This is a genomic window from Haloarcula argentinensis DSM 12282 (genome assembly GCA_000336895.1).
In the GTDB taxonomy this organism is placed as follows: domain Archaea; phylum Halobacteriota; class Halobacteria; order Halobacteriales; family Haloarculaceae; genus Haloarcula; species Haloarcula argentinensis.
The window spans coordinates 99,497-115,007 of record AOLX01000022.1; the positions used below are offsets into that span (position 1 = coordinate 99,497).

At 63.6% G+C, this 15,511-nt stretch carries 19 protein-coding genes and 1 tRNA gene; 7 read left to right on the forward strand and 13 right to left on the reverse strand.

Annotated elements, in window-relative coordinates; translation table 11 throughout:
- Positions 1–29: 29 nt before the first annotated feature.
- Both C443_RS12420 and C443_RS12425 read right to left on the reverse strand, forming a co-directional pair.
- Complete coding sequence (locus tag C443_RS12420) at positions 30–644, reverse strand: RPA family protein (RefSeq protein ID WP_005536755.1); 615 nt, start codon at positions 642–644, stop codon at positions 30–32.
- Positions 645–1,589, reverse strand: coding sequence for a replication factor A (locus C443_RS12425; RefSeq protein ID WP_005536756.1), 945 nt, complete (start codon positions 1,587–1,589; stop codon positions 645–647).
- 184 nt (positions 1,590–1,773) lie between these two features.
- Between C443_RS12425 and C443_RS12430 the strand changes: the two genes are divergently transcribed.
- A complete protein-coding gene (locus C443_RS12430) occupies positions 1,774–2,058 on the forward strand; it encodes a DUF7091 family protein (RefSeq protein WP_005536757.1) in 285 nt (94 codons plus the stop codon).
- An 82-nt stretch (positions 2,059–2,140) separates the two neighbouring features.
- Complete coding sequence (locus C443_RS12435) at positions 2,141–3,136, forward strand: mannose-1-phosphate guanylyltransferase (protein ID WP_005536758.1); 996 nt, start codon at positions 2,141–2,143, stop codon at positions 3,134–3,136.
- Positions 3,137–3,157: 21 nt separating this feature from the next.
- On the opposite strand, the gene C443_RS12440 is transcribed toward C443_RS12435, so the two are convergent.
- Complete coding sequence (locus C443_RS12440) at positions 3,158–3,940, reverse strand: SDR family oxidoreductase (protein ID WP_005536759.1); 783 nt, start codon at positions 3,938–3,940, stop codon at positions 3,158–3,160.
- A gap of 68 nt (positions 3,941–4,008) precedes the next feature.
- Positions 4,009–4,461: a TRAM domain-containing protein gene (locus C443_RS12445; RefSeq protein ID WP_005536760.1), complete on the reverse strand. Its 453-nt coding sequence runs from the start codon at positions 4,459–4,461 to the stop codon at positions 4,009–4,011.
- Between the two features lie 145 nt (positions 4,462–4,606).
- On the opposite strand from C443_RS12445, the gene C443_RS12450 reads away from it, so the two are divergent.
- Both C443_RS12450 and C443_RS12455 read left to right on the forward strand, forming a co-directional pair.
- Positions 4,607–6,061, forward strand: coding sequence for a hypothetical protein (locus C443_RS12450; RefSeq protein WP_005536761.1), 1,455 nt, complete (start codon positions 4,607–4,609; stop codon positions 6,059–6,061).
- A gap of 131 nt (positions 6,062–6,192) precedes the next feature.
- Positions 6,193–6,555 (forward strand): group I truncated hemoglobin, encoded by a 363-nt coding sequence (locus tag C443_RS12455; protein ID WP_005536762.1) that lies wholly within the window; start codon positions 6,193–6,195, stop codon positions 6,553–6,555.
- A gap of 507 nt (positions 6,556–7,062) precedes the next feature.
- On the opposite strand, the gene C443_RS12460 is transcribed toward C443_RS12455, so the two are convergent.
- From C443_RS12460 to C443_RS12480, 5 genes are all read right to left on the reverse strand, one after another.
- Positions 7,063–7,167, reverse strand: a tRNA-Arg gene (locus C443_RS12460).
- A 54-nt stretch (positions 7,168–7,221) separates the two neighbouring features.
- Positions 7,222–7,518: a hypothetical protein gene (locus C443_RS12465; protein WP_005536763.1), complete on the reverse strand. Its 297-nt coding sequence runs from the start codon at positions 7,516–7,518 to the stop codon at positions 7,222–7,224.
- The gene (locus C443_RS12470) at positions 7,518–8,615 is read right to left on the reverse strand and encodes a DUF373 family protein (protein WP_005536764.1); all 1,098 of its coding nucleotides are present in this window, start codon (positions 8,613–8,615) and stop codon (positions 7,518–7,520) included. Before C443_RS12470 ends, C443_RS12465 begins: the two co-directional genes overlap by 1 nt.
- A gap of 45 nt (positions 8,616–8,660) precedes the next feature.
- Entirely contained in the window at positions 8,661–9,161 is a 501-nt protein-coding gene (locus C443_RS12475) for a phosphate-starvation-inducible PsiE family protein (RefSeq protein WP_005536765.1), read from the reverse strand.
- A gap of 37 nt (positions 9,162–9,198) precedes the next feature.
- Entirely contained in the window at positions 9,199–10,548 is a 1,350-nt protein-coding gene (locus C443_RS12480; RefSeq protein WP_005536766.1) for an MFS transporter, read from the reverse strand.
- 128 nt (positions 10,549–10,676) lie between these two features.
- Here C443_RS12480 and C443_RS12485 point away from each other — a divergent pair, with 128 nt between their 5' ends.
- Together C443_RS12485 and C443_RS12490 are read left to right on the forward strand one after the other, a co-directional pair.
- Positions 10,677–11,705 (forward strand): radical SAM protein, encoded by a 1,029-nt coding sequence (locus tag C443_RS12485; RefSeq protein WP_005536768.1) that lies wholly within the window; start codon positions 10,677–10,679, stop codon positions 11,703–11,705.
- Positions 11,706–11,804: 99 nt separating this feature from the next.
- On the forward strand, positions 11,805–12,644 hold the full coding sequence (locus C443_RS12490; protein ID WP_005536770.1) for a hypothetical protein: 840 nt from the start codon (positions 11,805–11,807) through the stop codon (positions 12,642–12,644).
- On the opposite strand, the gene C443_RS12495 is transcribed toward C443_RS12490, so the two are convergent.
- Positions 12,636–12,965 (reverse strand): zinc ribbon domain-containing protein, encoded by a 330-nt coding sequence (locus C443_RS12495; RefSeq protein ID WP_005536772.1) that lies wholly within the window; start codon positions 12,963–12,965, stop codon positions 12,636–12,638. The two genes, C443_RS12490 and C443_RS12495, sit on opposite strands and share 9 nt — an antisense overlap.
- A gap of 107 nt (positions 12,966–13,072) precedes the next feature.
- Between C443_RS12495 and C443_RS12500 the strand changes: the two genes are divergently transcribed.
- Positions 13,073–13,588 (forward strand): CNNM domain-containing protein, encoded by a 516-nt coding sequence (locus C443_RS12500; protein ID WP_005536773.1) that lies wholly within the window; start codon positions 13,073–13,075, stop codon positions 13,586–13,588.
- A gap of 3 nt (positions 13,589–13,591) precedes the next feature.
- Here C443_RS12500 and C443_RS12505 read toward each other — a convergent pair whose 3' ends face one another.
- The 3 genes from C443_RS12505 to C443_RS22150 form a co-directional block, all read right to left on the reverse strand.
- On the reverse strand, positions 13,592–13,966 hold the full coding sequence (locus C443_RS12505; protein WP_005536775.1) for a YccF domain-containing protein: 375 nt from the start codon (positions 13,964–13,966) through the stop codon (positions 13,592–13,594).
- A gap of 237 nt (positions 13,967–14,203) precedes the next feature.
- Positions 14,204–15,295 (reverse strand): aminopeptidase, encoded by a 1,092-nt coding sequence (locus tag C443_RS12510; RefSeq protein WP_005536777.1) that lies wholly within the window; start codon positions 15,293–15,295, stop codon positions 14,204–14,206.
- 43 nt (positions 15,296–15,338) lie between these two features.
- Positions 15,339–15,464 (reverse strand): DUF7859 family protein, encoded by a 126-nt coding sequence (locus tag C443_RS22150; RefSeq protein ID WP_004590316.1) that lies wholly within the window; start codon positions 15,462–15,464, stop codon positions 15,339–15,341.
- Positions 15,465–15,511: the final 47 nt, after the last annotated feature.

A 15,511-nucleotide genomic window follows, 5' to 3' on the forward strand; every position in this document is an offset into this window, starting at 1 on the left:
GCAGCAAAAAGTCGGGGACAGTGCCGGATTCAGTCGGCGCTGGCTTCGGCCTGCTCGTCCTGCAGACTCTCCAGCGCGCCGACGACCGACTGCCGGTAGTTCTCGATCGATAGCTGTTCGTATTCCTCGTCGGCCATCGTGATGTACTCGTCGGTGGCCGGGTCCTCCAGATCGGCTTCCTTGTACCGCTTGACCCGGTCGAGCGTTCGCTCGGCCGTCTCGACGACCCAGCGGTCCCGGGTCGCCTCGTCGACCTCCGAGATGGACTCGGGGCGGATCGAGACGTTCACCTCGCCCTCGTCGGTCTCGTAGGTACGTGGCTTGCCGACGACGGCGACGTAGGCCGGCGGTTCCAGTTCGCGCAGCATCGACGCCGCGTCGGGCTGGTACTGCCCGGCGTACATGAAGAACGTGTCGCCGTTAGGGTCGACGACCCGGCCCTGCCAGTACTCGCTGTCCTCGCCGACGTCCTCGGTCTCGGTGAGGGTGCCGACCAGGAACACGCGGTTAGCGCGCTGGCCGGTCGGCAGGAGGACGTACACCGGCGCGCGGTCGTCGTCGGATTCCTTGAACGTGTAGCTCGCGTCGTTGAACTCGCGTGCGAAGACGCGCCGTGCGACCTCGCGGGTGGGTGTACTCGCCATTTAGATCGACCTCGCTTTGATGAGAATCTCGTCTGCATCCACGGCCCCGGTCAGTCGCTCCTGCTCGTCGGCGAGCAAGTAGCGGCCGAAGGTCGGGCCTTGGACGCGGTAGTACCGGCCGAGGATTTTCTGTCGCATCTCGTCGGCGACGACGGTGGTATCGAGCGCGTCCATCGCCATCTCCTTCGCTTCTTCGAGGGTGATACCGGTCAGTTCCTCGGTCGCGTCCTCGTCGAAGATGACCTCGGTGACCTCCTCGCCGTCGTCGAGGACGCCCTTGATTCGGAGGTCGAACTCGCCTTCGACCTCGCCGTGTTCGTTGCAGCGGCCGTTCTGGAGAACGCGCGTGCAATCGTCCTCTGGACAGCGTTTGATCAGCCCGGACCCGGACTGGATGTCGACCAGTGCGCCCTCGGCCTCGACGCTGTCGTCGCCGACCTCGATTGCTTCGTCGAGTTCCTCGATGGTGGTTGTCCGGTTGAGCTTCACGGAGAAGCGACCCTGATACTCGTCGGTGACGACGTTGCGCAGGGCGTAGGACTTGCCTTCTTCGAGCGACGGAAGATCGGACTTCGACCACTTCGTGAACTTGATCGTGCCCGTCTCGTCGCCCAGCAGGCCGACCTGGGCCACGGCGTCGGCGCGCGGGTCCCAGAGTTCGACGACCGTCGCGCGGACGTCGACCCACTCCTCGGGGGCGTCGACGTCGGCGACGTTTACCTGCTCGTTGCCGCCGCCGTCGCCGCCACCTAGCTGGTCGCGGTCCATACCGGCCTCGTCGAGGTACGTGTTGACGACACTCCGCCGGGCCTCGCTGATGGGGACCTGATAATCGTTCACCAGCGTATCGAGACGCTCGACGACGTCGTCGACGTCTATCTCTAGCTGGTCGGAAAACTGCTCGTGTATCTCTGTCGCGTGGGTACGCAAATCTGACTCAGTCATTGGCTTTCACTGTCTCCGCCTGGTTTTCGTTGGGAGACAGTCGACGGTTGGTCGCCTTTGGTTATAAATACTCGGCTGGCAGAGAAAGTGAAACAGAGCGTGTTGTCGTCGTTTCAGAGCAAGCAGCGCGCGTTCAAGCGAGTTACGCGAGAAGATTGATTTGTGGCCGGGCACAACGGTCAGTATGGCCGACGACGACCGACTCGCACGGTTCATCCGGGATACCTTGCGGTCGGCCGAGCAGCAACTCTCCGATGCGAAGAAGGCCTACAAGAACGGCAAGCGGTCGGCAGAGGCCGGCCTGCCCAGAGATGAGGAAGGACGGGCCCGAATCGTCTGTCGTCGCCACGCCGAGTACCGCGCGGTGTCGATGGACGAACAGCGGCGGCCAGTCTGTTACGATGCGGAGAACCCGGACTGTCAGGGCTGCGTCGAGGACATCAGAGGCGGTACGATAGAGACGTGGTAAGTGGCTGACAGCAGTTGGTCCGACCGGTCCGCACCTTGGTCGCCAGTACAACACTTTAGCACCGTCCGAGTGAAGCCCGGGTATGGAGCGACCAATCGTCGCACTCGTCCTGGCCGGGGGCACCGGCACGCGTCTGTATCCGGCGAGTCGGAGCGACCGCCCCAAACAGTTTCTCTCCTTCGGAGAAGACGAGTCACTACTCGCCGAGACTGTCAGTCGGGTCGGGTTCGCCGATGAGACCTACGTGCTGACTCGGGAGTCGTTCGCCGACGGGGTTCGGGAGCGTGTCCCGAATGCGGCAGTGCTGACCGAGCCAGAACCCAAAGACACCGGGCCGGCGCTCGTGTACGCGGCCAACCGCATCCGCGAGCAGGTCGGCGACTGTGTTCTGCTCTGTCTGCCGAGTGACCACCGGATTTCGGGGCCGTTCGAGACAGTCGCACGGACGGCCGCGCGAGTCGCAGTGGAAACGGAGGGGCTCGTCACTGTCGGCATCGAACCGGACCGGCCGGCGACCGGCTACGGCTACATCAAGCCCGGGCCGTCCGATAACGGTTTCGCGCCAGTCGAGACATTCCACGAGAAACCAGACCGGAATACGGCGACGGAGTACGTCCGGGAGGGGTTCTACTGGAACGCCGGCCTGTTCGCGTGGACGCCGACGGCTCTCCTGTCCGCCGCGGCGTCCTCGCCGCTCGCACCGATGGTCGAGCGACTCGACGACGGAGACCACGACGCCGCCTTTGCCGCTGTTGACCCGGTGAGCATCGATTACGCTGTGCTCGAAGACGCCGAAAACGCCTTCGTCGTTCCGGCGGCGCTGGACTGGGACGACCTGGGGTCGTGGGATGCCTTCGAGCGCGTCCTCGACAGCCAGGACGGAAACGCGGTGCTGGGTGAGACAGTTACCATCGACGCTGCCGGGAACGTGCTGGCGAGCGACGGGCACGTCAGCGCCGTCGGCGTCGAAGACCTCGTCGTAGCGTCATTCGGTGACCGGACGCTGGTCGTCCCGAAAGACGAGGCCCAGCGGGTCCGAGAAGTGGTCGCGGAGTTGCGGGACGACGGGCGGTTCTGAGCGGCCCGGCGGCTGGAACTGTTAGCTCTGCATCGCCCCGCCGTCGACGGGCAGGGCCGTCCCAGTGACGTAGGAAGAGCGGGCCGACGAGAGGAACGCCACCACGTCGCCGAGTTCCTCCGGCTGGCCGACACGCTGTAGCGGGGCGTCGGCCCAGGATTCGATACCGTCCTCGTAGGAGTCGTACTCGCCACGCTCGACGGCCGCTTCGACGAGTTCCTCGATGCGGGGCGTCTCGTGTGCGCCGGGGAGGACGGCGTTGACGCGGACTTCCGGCGCGAACTCGCTAGCCTGTGTCTTCATCAGGCCGATAACAGCGCGGCGGACGGCGTTCGAGAGCACCAGATCGTCGATGACCTCCCGGACGGAGCGGGAAGTAATGTTGACGATCGTACCGGCCTCGGAATCCCGGAGGTAGGGGTAGGCGGTCCGAGTGGTCCAGACGACGCTCATCACGAGCAGGTCGTAGGCGCTGTACCACTCTCGCTCGGTCGTCTCCATGAACGGTCCGGGAGCCGGACCGCCGGCGCTGGTGACGACGTGGTCGAGGCCGCCGAAGCTGTCGACGGTCTCCTCGACGAGCGCCTCTATTTGATCGGGGTCGGTGATGTCGGCCTCGACAGCCAGTACGTCGCCGTCGCCGATCGATTCGAGCCGGTCCCGTGCCTCGTCGACGTGTTCCGGCGTCCGGCCACAGACCGCTACGTTGGCACCGTCCGCAGCGAGGGCTTCGGCGCTTGCAAGTCCGAGTCCGCTCGTCGCGGCGGTACACAGCGCTGCGTTGCCATCGAGTTCGAGGTCCATATCCACAGGAAGGGCCGACTGGCTCAAAGAAGTCCCGCTCGCAAATTGTCCAACTGGTATGGGCTAACCTAGCTGCCCCAGAAGTTGTCCCGACTCCCGAGACGCCGGTCGTCATCGTCAGCATCGTCGTCCGTCTCGTCGGTGTCGCCGTCGTTCGCTTCGCTCTCGGACTCAGAGAGGTCCTCGTCCATCTCCAGTCGCTCGACCTCCTCAGCCCGGGCGTGGTTCGAGTGGACGTTCGTCACTTTGACCAGCGAGCGGGCCGGCGGGAGGACGCCGTCGACCATGATGATGAAGCCGTCCTCGGTCCGACCGACACCGGCACCGCTCTCGTGGATGTCCTCGACGTCGACAGTGACTTCCTCGCCCATTTTGACCGGCTGGCTCTTGAGTTCCGAGATCGGCTGGTTGTAGTGATTGCACCACTCGGCGCCGCCACGGTTGCCGTAGTGGGTACAGCCCATCCCCTGAATTCGTTCGGTGAATTCGGGACAGTCGTCTGCGAGCGGACAATCGGCCATATCAGGGGATAACGTGGCCGCTGGCAAAACGCTTGCGACCCCGTTTCCGAGGCATACAGCCTGTTATTACGCTTGAGATTTTCACCGGCACACACTTTACCGCCACTCGCTGGGTGTCGCGTAGCACTCGGCAACACCCAGAGCTATGAGAACGCAGCTGTTTGCAGGACTGGTTTGCCTCCTTCTGGTTTGTACGTCTCCGGTCGCCCTTGGTGTCGAGTCGGGGCCACCAGAGCGGGCCAGTGCCGACGACGACCGCTCGATTGCCGTCCAATACACAATTGATAGGGAGCCGAACCAGACCGGGCACGTCCGGGTGACCGCGACGATCGAGCGACCACGGCACGTCACCGGACTGTCAGTACGGACGCCGGCGGGGACGACAGTCCACCGAGCCGACGGCCTCCAGTCCGATGGCGATCGCTGGCGTCTCAGCGGTGATGCCAGGACAGCACAGTTGACCTACACTGTGCCGGTCGGGCTCTCGACGACGTTCGGCCAGCGGACCGCTGACACACACAACTGGACGCTGCTTGCCCGACAGGAAGTGTCACTGCGTGCTCGCTGGCGCTGGCACGTCGGGCCGCGGCCCACGTGGAACGAGTCGCTCGCACTCGCGCCCGGGCAAAGCGGTGTCGCCGGTCGTACGGCCGCCTACATCGGTCCCCACGAGACAGAAACCAGAACGGTCGATGGCGACCGAATCACGCTCATCGTCCCAGCAGCTTCGGACCTGCGACCCAACCGAACTGCCGTCTTGGACTCTATCAGCCACGCGAAGCGTGCCTCGACCGCCGGAACGGACCACGACCACATCCGCGTGTTTGTCGCGCCGAACGAACTCGCACCGGGCGGGTACACCCCGTCGAACGGCGCGTCAGATGTCATCGTCAACGCCGGCGAGCGCGTCCGGACTCCGGTCAACGTCTGGGTCCACGAGTACCGCCACACCCGGCAGACGTTCGAGACGACACCGGCGATGGACTGGCTCAGTGAGGGGAGCGCGGACTATCACACCGCGGCGCTCACCTACAGCGCGGGCGGCATCGATGAAGACCAGTTCCGTGACAGGATTACGACCGAGCGCCACGAAACCGCGGATCTGACACAGCCCGATAGCTGGGACGGGCCAGGCGCGCAGTACCACAAGGGAACGCGTGTCGTCGCAGCCATCGACGCCCGTGTCCGGCAGGCGACGGACGGTAACCAAACGTTCGAAACTATCCTCGACAGGCTGACCCGGCGAGGCGAGCGAATGACACTCAGGCTGTTCGCCGAGACGGTGTCGGCTGTCGCCGGGGACGACCTCGACGCGTTCGTTCGACAGGCTGTCACTGGCACCGCGCCGTCGGTCCAGACCGACACACTCAGTGACCGCAACCTGCGGCGAAGCGGCACAGCGGATACGACCGACCGGCGCGCAAACGCCGCACTGTCGGTCGATAACAGCTCGGCCACAGCGACTAGCACCGACGACGAGGGCAAGCACGGTACCGCACGGCCCGTCACCGACCGTCACGGGGAGTGGACCGTACTCGGGACGCTCGGCATACTGTCGGTGGTACTGGTCGATCGGCAGCGACGGCGCAAACGGCTATAGCGCTTCGATAATCGCTCGCCTGCTTTGAGAGTGCCGCTGACCGAGCATCGTGTCCGAGTGCCAGCGCGGCGTTCTGTGCCGAATATGTTTTTCCACAACTGTCATGCCGGCCGCTTACCTGTCACGCGACAATGGCATCACAGTCCATCTTCGAGCGGATCGGCGGTCGCGACGCGGTCGACGCGGTGGTCTCGGACTTCTACGACCGAGTACTCGACGACCCAGTGCTCGAACCGTACTTCGAAGCGACCGACATGGACCAGCTCCGCAGCCACCAAGCGCAGTTCATCAGTGCCGTCGCCGGCGGGCCGGTCGACTACGACGGCGATGACATGCAGACCGCCCACGAGGGCATGGGAATCACCGAAGACGCGTTCGCCAACGTCGCGACCCATCTCGAAGCCGCGCTCCGGGAAAACGGCGTCCCCGACGACGACGTCGAAGCGATTCTCACTGAGGTCGCTGCCATGGAAGACGACATCGTAGAGGCGTAGCCGGCCGCCGTGAGTCAGACAACCACCCACCGCAATACCGGAGCCGGGGCTGAAACTGATTATGCAGCGAAACGGTGTCGCTATCGCCCCGCCCCAGCAAATTCAAACCATGAAATCTCAGGCAATTCACCCAGATATTCAAAACAGGAGCTGGGTGTGAAAATGTCGTGATTACATGCGTGTTGCCGGGAAAACCTATGCGTGTGAAGGGGACGAAACAGGTACCATTCCCCCAAGTCGGGTTGCCGTGCCTCTGACAGGTCATGCAAACCGACGCGGTACTGGTAGTAGTGTTCCCTTCACTGTAATACTGCAAGGGTGGTCTCGGAGACGACTGGCTCCGTTAGAACAGACAGCAGGTGGTGTTGGCGCTTCTCGTTGTCGGTCGCAGATAACGGGCACAGTGGGATTCTCACTCGACAGCGAGACTCGCTACGCTCGTATCGCGTAGTTCGAATCGCCTGCGTGCTGCGATTCAGCACGCTTCACTATCGTTCAGCGGCTTCACGGGCACGGTGGGATTCGAACCCACGACCGTCGGATATCTTCCCCCAGTGGCACAGCCAGTGGGGATAGAAGTCCGACGCTCTATCCGGACTGAGCTACGTGCCCTCGCTGTCGTGTACTTCCGGTGGTGACAAAAGAAATGCGGAACGCAGTCGCCGGTCAGTCACCGTGGTCAAGGTCTTCTTCGACGTCATCAGCCGTCGTAATGGCGTTCACGTTGCCGGTCTGAATCGCCGTCAGTCCGTCCAGCTCACAGAGGGCGTCGATTTCGTCCTGTGTGGTCGAGACTAACAGGTCGTCGAACTGGAGGTGGCGCTCGACGGTCGCGCCGGTGGCCTCCGCGGCCGCGGCGACACGCTCGGGGGCAGCATCGTCGGCCGTTTCGAGAACCAGCTCGACGGGCTCGCCGTCGATGGGGTCCGCACGCAGACTCTCGACGGCACGGGAGACGTACATCACTCGGATGAGGGACCGCCGGGGTCTTGATTGTGCTGTTCGGGGCGGTCGAAGCGTGCCTCGGCGACAGCAAAGGCGAGCGTACTGACCAGTCCGAGTAGCGTCCCGCCGGTGAGCATCACCGCTAGGTACTCCAACTCGTGGATCTCGAGGAAGAACGCGCTGACAGCGTGCAGGACAGCGGCGATCGAAAGGACGTAGAACGGGGCGTTGAGATACCGCCAGCGGAAGCTCCCGTCGAGATACTCGTCGGTCACGCGGCCGAGGCTGGAGGTAATGCCCGCGGCGGCAAACCACTGAATCGCACCGTAGACCAGCGACGCGATGACTTTCAGCGCGTCCGGGTCCGTTCGGCGTTCGAGTTCCTGGACGCCGCTGACGCCGCCGATGGCAAGCAGTGCGGCCGCGACGACGTAGGTGATAATGGTCACGCGCCCGGCGTACAGCCCGGCGGTCGTTCGCTCGACGGCCTCGTCCAGTATCTTCTCAGCACCGAGGCCCCGTGCGAGGATGTACAGGCCAAGCAGGCCGGAGATGACACCCAGCGCAGAGCCGGGGTAGCCCAGCGCCTCGATGGCGATTGTCAGGGGGTAGATGAGCAGGAGGATGCCCAACGGAACCAGAATCGTCCCGCGGGTCTCCGGGTCATCGAGCACCTGCTTGATGGTGTAGTACATCGATTCGAGGTTCTGTGCCTGTCGGACGACGACGCGGCGGACGCCGTCAATCCGGACCCGAGAGCGGATGACAGGGACCACCGACTCGTCCTGTGCGCCGTCAGTGACGATGAGCGCCCGAACGTCCTCACTGGCCGCCAGCGACGCGAGAACAGTATCGACCTCCTCGCCAACCGCGCGGTTGGCGGCGACATCGCTCCCGTCGACACCGGTGACGGCCGCGACTTCGACCGGTTCGTCGGTGATGTCGTCGTAGATGTGGACGCCCTCGAACAGGACGTTCACGTCGGAGTCCTCCGGATCGTTGGAAGCCAGCGCCACCGCTGCGTCTACGACGGCATCGCGCCCGATGACGGGCGTGTCGATGCCGGTCTTGCGGCCGAGGTCGTCGTCGAGGTCGATACACAGCACCAGCAGCATCTACCGGCGATACGCCGTCTGTGTTTAACTTCTTTCGGGACCACCTCACCCTGATTCCGGCAGCGTCCCGCGGGTCCGACGCTCGACGAGCAACAGCGCCGCGAGTCCAAGAATAATGAGCGTGTAGGCTGCGGCAGCGGTGAGCGCGGCCTGTTCGGAGCTGTACTCGCCGGTGCGGAAGATGATGGCCTTCCGGACCATCGCGATGACGCCCGTGTAGATGACCAGGCGGACGATGCGGCGCGTCTCGCTTTCCTGCGTGTACGCGACGACAGTCTGGTACACCTCAACGATGATGAAGAGGAGGAGGGCCGTGTCGATGAAGCCGACGACGACCAGCGGGTCGGTGATATCGCCACGAAGCGCGCTCTGGAATATCTGGAGGGTCAGATCAAAGACACCGATAGCAAAGAGGAGAACCAGCACCAGTGCTGCGATGACTTCGACGTATCGGATGAGCGACTCGCTGACCCCCAGGACTCTATCGTCGAACGACTCTGCGGCCGGCAGCGGCCCGCCTACGGGGTCGGTCTCCTCGTCATCCATACACATGAAACGAACGCCAGCCCATTCAAAGCGGTCCCTATCTAGCGTGGCCCGGGTCCGCCGGCCGGGGCTCGTACACCTCCTGTGTCACGCCCAGTCGGGAGACGAGCCACAGAACCGGGAGCAGCAGTACGCTCCCGACAACGAAGGGCGACCAGTAGCCGACGGCGAAGTACAGCCCGCCCATGACCGGCGGACCGACGGTCCGGGCCAGGCTGCCAGCGCCCTGCGTGATACCGAAGGCGCTCCCCTGGAGAGCGGCGCTGGCTCGCTGGGAGACGAGCGCCGTCAGCGTCACCGAGAGGATACCGTTGCCAAGCGGCAGCAACGTCAACACGAGCAAGAGGCCGAGCAGGTCAGCGGTGAGGAACGGGGCGAGTGCGGTCAGGTCGGGCAGGGCCGAACCGAGGAGCCGCGATGCCGGAATAGCCCCGACGCCGACGACGAGCAGCCCGGTCCCGAACAGCGAGAGCCGAACCGGGCTGTAGCGGGCCGAGAGCCGGCCGACCAGCACCCCCTGCGTGATGACCGCGAGGACGCCGATGTAGGTCAGCAGGAGCGCGCTCTGGGCGGCCGTGTAGCCGTAGATGTCGGCGACGTAGGGGACGAACATCACCTGAACGCCGGAGAAGGCGAAGGAGACGAGGAAGAAGGCCAGAAGCAGCGGTCGGAGGCCGGGAGTCGCCACTGCCGTGCGGAGCTGGGTGATCGACGAGGTGCGTTCGGAGGTGGTCGCGCCCGTGGACTCGGAGACGGTTCTAGACTCGGGGAGAAAGAGCAGGGCGACGAGCACACCGGCAAGACTTGCGGCCGCGGCGGCGAAGCTCGGGAGCGAGAACCAGGTGATAGGCACAGCCGCCGGCAAAATACTGTCGACCGCAGCCACCGTGGCGTCGAAGCTCAACACCGCGCCGATTCCGGGGCCGAAAATGAAGCCAAGGCCGAAGGCGGCTCCGATGAACCCCAAAGCTGCAGCCCGGCGCTCCGGCGGTGTTACGTCGGCGACGTAAGCCTGGGCCGTCGAGAGGTTGCCGCCCATCGCACCGGCGAGCAACCGGGACAGGAACAGGAGCCACAGCGCGTCGGCCAGCCCGAACACCGTCCACGCAACGACGGAGCCACACAGCGACACGACCAGCACCGGACGGCGGCCGACGCGGTCCGACAGCGACCCCAGAAGCGGTGCGAACACGAACTGCATCGCGGAGTACGAGGCCGCCAGCAGCCCGATGACGAACTCCGTCCCGCCCGGGAACGAACGGGTGTAATACGGGAGGATGGGGATGATGATACCGAAGCCCAGCAGGTCTAGAAAGACGACGAAGAAGACGACCGCGAGGCCGCGACGGCGGCGGGACCCGGTAATCCCGGTCCCAGTGTCTGTCATACCAGCCCCTGTGTCTGGGAGCCCGATAAGCACCCAGGGCGACACGGCCTGCAGTAGCCCGTGTCGCCAAGTCACATGCCGAACGCGATGCGCACGCTTTTTCCCGCTGGGAGCGGTGGCTAGAGACAATGATTTCCGAGGGCTGCGAACAGTGCGCCAAAGGCGGCAAGATGGTGCTGTTCGTCTACGGCTACTGCGACCAGCGAGACTGCTTCTACTGTCCCCTCGGGGAAAACCGGAAGAACGTCACCCAGATGTACGCCAACGAGCGTCCCATCGAGGACGACTCGGACGTTATCGAGGAAGCCAAGCGCATGAGCGCGCTGGGCACCTCAATCACGGGTGGCGAACCCCAGGAAGTGCTCGACCGGACCTGTCACTATTTGGAACTGCTGAAAGACGAGTTTGGCGAGGATCACCACACGCACCTCTACACCGGTATCCCCGGCGGCCGCGAGAATATGCGCCGCCTCTCGGAAGCGGGGCTCGACGAGATCCGCTTCCACCCACCCCTGGAGCAGTGGGGCGACCTCCACGGCACCGAGTGGGAGGACATCCTCTACATCGCCCGCGAAGAAGGACTGACGCCGGCCTTCGAGATCCCCGGCATTCGCGCCGAGGAGGAGTTCCTCGAATTCCTCGACGAGGGCGCAGCCGACTTCTGTAACATCAACGAGTTCGAGATGTCCGACGGGAACTACCGCCGGATGCAGGAAGAGGGCTTCGAGCTGAAAGAGGACCACATGAGCGCAGTCGAGGGCTCCCACGACATTCTGGAGACGATGGGAGACCACGAGAAGGTGTACTTCTGTACGAGCGTGTTCAAAGACGCCGCCCAGCACCGCTCGCGGCTCAAGCGGATGGCCCGAAATATCCGCCGCCCGTTCGACGACGTGACCGACGACGGGACGCTCGTCTATGGGAAGGCGTGGACTTCCGAGGCCCGACTCGAAACTCTCGGCGTTCCCGAAGAGTACTACACCGTCAAATCCGACCACGTCGAACTCGCCTGGTGGCTGCTCGAAGAGATGGTCGAGGAGGGCGACGTGGAGAAGGGCGAAATCGTCGAGCAGTACCCGACCTACGACGGGACAGTCGTTGAACGGACACCGCTGTCGAACGGTGCTGACGCCGGCCGAGCGACGGCCGACGACTAGGGACCCTTCGGTTCGGCTTCTCGATTACTGCAAGTCCCAGGCCTGCACTGTCCAGCCGTGGCTTTATTTGTCAGCTAAGAGAAGTGCCGGTGACCCTCCATGCGCTTTGCTATCGACAGCGGCAAGCTCCTGTACGTACTCGGTGTCCTGTTCGCCGCGGCGGCGCTCCTGTATTTCGTCCGCGATGTCGTGTTCAATCTCTCGATCACGGTGAAAGCGGCGCTACTGTTGCTGGGGTTTATTATGCTGTTCGTTGCGGGTGTGGCCCTCGAGCGGGACGTGCTAGATGTCGTCGCTTTCGCTCTCAGTGGCGTGACCTACGTCGTGTTCGTCGGCTACGTCGTCGTCCGGTATTCGCCGGGCGAGACGGGGACGTTCCTGTTGCTCGCCACGTCCGCGGGGCTGTTCGTCGGGCTCGGTTACGCGCTCCGGGCAGGGATTCCGACACCGTCGCGGCGAACGGCGGCAGCCGCCCTCGGCGGCCTCCTCATCGTGAGCGCCGTCCTCGTGGGAGCCGACGCGCTCAGTGGCGGGGTGACCTACGATGTGCAGACAAACGAGTCTGTCACCGTGTCGGTCCCGGAAACAAGGCAGGGAGGTGGCGGGTACCCACCCGTCAGCAGGCAGATCGGAACGGTTACCGCTTCGAACCCGTCACCGTTCCTGCGGGCACTCAACCCCCCGAGCGTCTCAAGCTGTCTCGTCGGACCTGCCGAGAACCCCCGGGAGGACGTGTGGGTGGATGTGGATAGAGACTGGGACGAAGATACGCTCGCCGGGTCGACCACGAAGTCCTACGCAATTACGGGCGAGTTCAGACTGGACACGAACCGCACTGGACAGGTAACGTTCGCCATCGAGCGAGGCAGCGACTGCAGCGTCGTGCGGTCCGAGCCAACGATAGCGATTCAGATCGACGAAGACGACTCGTTAGACTGACTCATCTAGTTCTGTGAGACACGACTGACAGTAGCTGGCGTCCTGTACGTTCGGCGTGCCACAGGTGCTACAGGTCACGACCGACATCTTTGTTTCAGACAGCGGTGACGACTCATCAGCAAGGAGCGTATCGGTCGACCAGTCAGGACCAGCGGACGGCTGGTCCCGCATCTCGGCGCGCTGGTGGGCCTGCTGGATGAGTTCGTCGTCACGCATCGCTTCGAGGCCGCGCCACAGCCCCAGAAACAGTAGCGTCGGCGCGATGATAACGAACAGGCCGGCGATGACGCGCAACGCCAGTTCCACCTGGCCAAGTGGCATACGATAACAATGGGCTGGAACGTAGAGTATCCTTCGCCGCATCTGCCGGCTTGCGGGCCGACAGGCCGCGTCGACGCCTTCTTGCCTCGTCTCGCTGAAGACGGGGTATGAGTGGCCCTATCGTAGCAGTCGGTGGCGGACTCGCGGTGGTCGTGCTTCTCGGATTGAGTGCGTTCTTTTCCAGTTCGGAGATAGCGGTGTTCTCGCTACAGAAAGACTGGATCGCACAACAGGCGTCAGCGGGGGAGCGACGGGCGCAGGTGCTGCAGGAGCTGTACGACAATCCACACCGCCTGCTGGTGACGCTGCTGGTCGGCAACAACATCGTCAACATCGCAATTTCAAGCATCATCACCGTCCTCGTGGCGAGCTATCTCTCACCGGGGCCGGCGGTCGTCGCAACCACAGTCGTCACCAGCTTTCTCATCCTGATTTTCGGCGAGATCGTGCCAAAGGCGTTCGGCCTCGGCAACGCACAGGAGTGGGCCCTGACCGTCGCACCGCCGGTCCGGGTCGTCGAGCGCGTGCTTTCCCCGCTTATCACGTTGTTCGACGAGATCACCAGTCGCATGAACGCCCTCATTCCCGTCGAAACCGACATCGAGAAGCCGTATCTGGACTGACCGTCAGTACTGGTACAGCGAAACGACAAAGGGGAGCCTGTTGTACATCCAGATCGCCAGCGGCAGGCCGACGATTGTTAGAGAAACCGCGTACGCGACGCCGGTCCAGACGCCACTGGCCCACCAGCCGACGAAGACGAACCAGACCGCGCGGACGAGCAGTGAGTGCTGCGAGCCACCGTCACTCTCCGTGACGAGTCGGTCGCGTCGCTTGAGCGTCAGCACCAGCGGTACCCTGTTTATCATTTTGATGCCCAGCGGCAGGCCGATGATTGTGACGTTCAAGAACCACGCGACCGAGAGCCAGATACCGGTCACCCACCAGCCGACAAGCAGGAACCACACCGCCCGAACGAGGAGGGACCGCTGTTCACTCATACCTGGACCTACCCCGTCCGGCATGATAAGCTTCCTGTCCGGGGTGTGAGGTCAGAAATCGAGCCAGCCACACAGTGTGGGTCCGGCGTTACGCTTCGAACCCGTCCTCGAAGACGAACGTCCCGTTCCGCTGGACGACCTGCACCGACCTTTTTCAGCGTCGGGTCGTCTCTGGCGACCGCTCCCTGAAAAACGTCGACGAAAAGGCCGGCCGCTCACTCCGTTCGCGGTCGGTAGTCAGTCCTCGAACCCGTCCTCGAAGACGAACGTCCCGTTCCGCTGGACGATTTCGCCGTCGACTTCGATGAACGAGTCCTCGCTCATGTCGACAATCATGTCGACGTGAACTGCCGACTCGTTTTGCTCGTTGTCCTCGCCAACTGTCTCGTCGTATGCTCGCCCTACCGCCATATGAACGGTATCGCCCATCTTTTCATCGAACAGCATATTGTAGGAGAACTGGTCGATATCGCGGTTCATCCCGATACCCAGTTCGCCGAGTCGGCTCGCACCGTCATCAGTTGACAGCACTTCACTCAGGAGGTCCTCGTTCTTGGCGGCGCTGTGCTCGACGACTTCGCCGTTCTCGAAGCGGAGGAAGACATCAGTCACTTCCCGGCCTTGGTGGTACAGCGGCTTGTCGAACAGCACCTCGCCCTCGACGCTGTCGGGGACTGGCGCAGTGAACACCTCACCACCGGGGAGGTTCTTTTTGCCGTAGTCGTTGAGCGTCTCGTTGCCGGCGATAGACATCGTCACGTCTGTCGTCTCCCCAGAGACGATGCGGACCTCCTCCGCGGGGTCCAGAATCTCGACCATCTGCGACTGGTGCTCGCGGACGGCGTCCCAGTCTTTGAGGACGGCGTCCCAGACGAAATTCTCGTACCCCTCCGTGGAGGTCTGGGCGAGCTGGGCGTTAGCGGGCGCGGGATACTGTGTGAGACACCAGGTCTTCGAGAGCCGTTCGTTCAGGAGCGGCTGCTGGGACTGCTGATAGGCGGCCGTCGTTTCGGGGTCGACGTCGCTGGTCTCGGTGACGTTGTCGCTGCCCTTGATAGCGATGTACGCGTCCATCTCCTCGTACAGCGCCTCGATGTGGCTCGGCGTCTCGAACTCGTCCCGGTTGCGGAGGTAGGCGCGGCGGAACCGCTCGCCGAGGCGATCCTGCACGACAAGCGGATTTGCGCCGCGGTCGGCGGCAAACTCGTGTAGCGCGGTCACGAGATCCGCAGCCTGCGGGTGGGCGTCGATAACGAGGTTGTCGCCTTCGCTCAGGTCGATAGAATGATCAACAATGACTTCCGCGTGTTCCCGAATACGTGGGTCCATACAGATAGGCACCACCGACGGCCCCTAATCGTTACCCTCCCGGCTACTTCTTCTTGCTCTGCTGGAGCCCTTCTTTGAATCCCTGGAAGGTCCGCCGGAGCATCAGATACATGAAAAAGAAAAACAGGAGCACAGCAGCGAGGAGCGCGTACGTGAGCAGGTCAGCCATACCGGCGGTTGTCGAGCCGCCATCAAAGTCCTTTCGGGAGTCGTGCC

Coding starts and splice junctions, on each gene's coding strand:
- C443_RS22150 (WP_004590316.1), bottom strand. CDS start 15,464: ATGGCTGACCTGCTCACGTACGCGCTCCTCGCTGCTGTGCTCCTGTTT.
- C443_RS12455 (WP_005536762.1), top strand. CDS start 6,193: ATGGCATCACAGTCCATCTTCGAGCGGATCGGCGGTCGCGACGCGGTC.
- C443_RS12475 (WP_005536765.1), bottom strand. CDS start 9,161: ATGGATGACGAGGAGACCGACCCCGTAGGCGGGCCGCTGCCGGCCGCA.
- C443_RS12485 (WP_005536768.1), top strand. CDS start 10,677: ATGATTTCCGAGGGCTGCGAACAGTGCGCCAAAGGCGGCAAGATGGTG.
- C443_RS12425 (WP_005536756.1), bottom strand. CDS start 1,589: ATGACTGAGTCAGATTTGCGTACCCACGCGACAGAGATACACGAGCAG.
- C443_RS12440 (WP_005536759.1), bottom strand. CDS start 3,940: ATGGACCTCGAACTCGATGGCAACGCAGCGCTGTGTACCGCCGCGACG.
- C443_RS12470 (WP_005536764.1), bottom strand. CDS start 8,615: ATGCTGCTGGTGCTGTGTATCGACCTCGACGACGACCTCGGCCGCAAG.
- C443_RS12480 (WP_005536766.1), bottom strand. CDS start 10,548: ATGACAGACACTGGGACCGGGATTACCGGGTCCCGCCGCCGTCGCGGC.
- C443_RS12465 (WP_005536763.1), bottom strand. CDS start 7,518: ATGTACGTCTCCCGTGCCGTCGAGAGTCTGCGTGCGGACCCCATCGAC.
- C443_RS12450 (WP_005536761.1), top strand. CDS start 4,607: ATGAGAACGCAGCTGTTTGCAGGACTGGTTTGCCTCCTTCTGGTTTGT.
- C443_RS12420 (WP_005536755.1), bottom strand. CDS start 644: ATGGCGAGTACACCCACCCGCGAGGTCGCACGGCGCGTCTTCGCACGC.
- C443_RS12510 (WP_005536777.1), bottom strand. CDS start 15,295: ATGGACCCACGTATTCGGGAACACGCGGAAGTCATTGTTGATCATTCT.
- C443_RS12490 (WP_005536770.1), top strand. CDS start 11,805: ATGCGCTTTGCTATCGACAGCGGCAAGCTCCTGTACGTACTCGGTGTC.
- C443_RS12430 (WP_005536757.1), top strand. CDS start 1,774: ATGGCCGACGACGACCGACTCGCACGGTTCATCCGGGATACCTTGCGG.
- C443_RS12495 (WP_005536772.1), bottom strand. CDS start 12,965: ATGCCACTTGGCCAGGTGGAACTGGCGTTGCGCGTCATCGCCGGCCTG.
- C443_RS12435 (WP_005536758.1), top strand. CDS start 2,141: ATGGAGCGACCAATCGTCGCACTCGTCCTGGCCGGGGGCACCGGCACG.
- C443_RS12445 (WP_005536760.1), bottom strand. CDS start 4,461: ATGGCCGATTGTCCGCTCGCAGACGACTGTCCCGAATTCACCGAACGA.
- C443_RS12505 (WP_005536775.1), bottom strand. CDS start 13,966: ATGAGTGAACAGCGGTCCCTCCTCGTTCGGGCGGTGTGGTTCCTGCTT.
- C443_RS12500 (WP_005536773.1), top strand. CDS start 13,073: ATGAGTGGCCCTATCGTAGCAGTCGGTGGCGGACTCGCGGTGGTCGTG.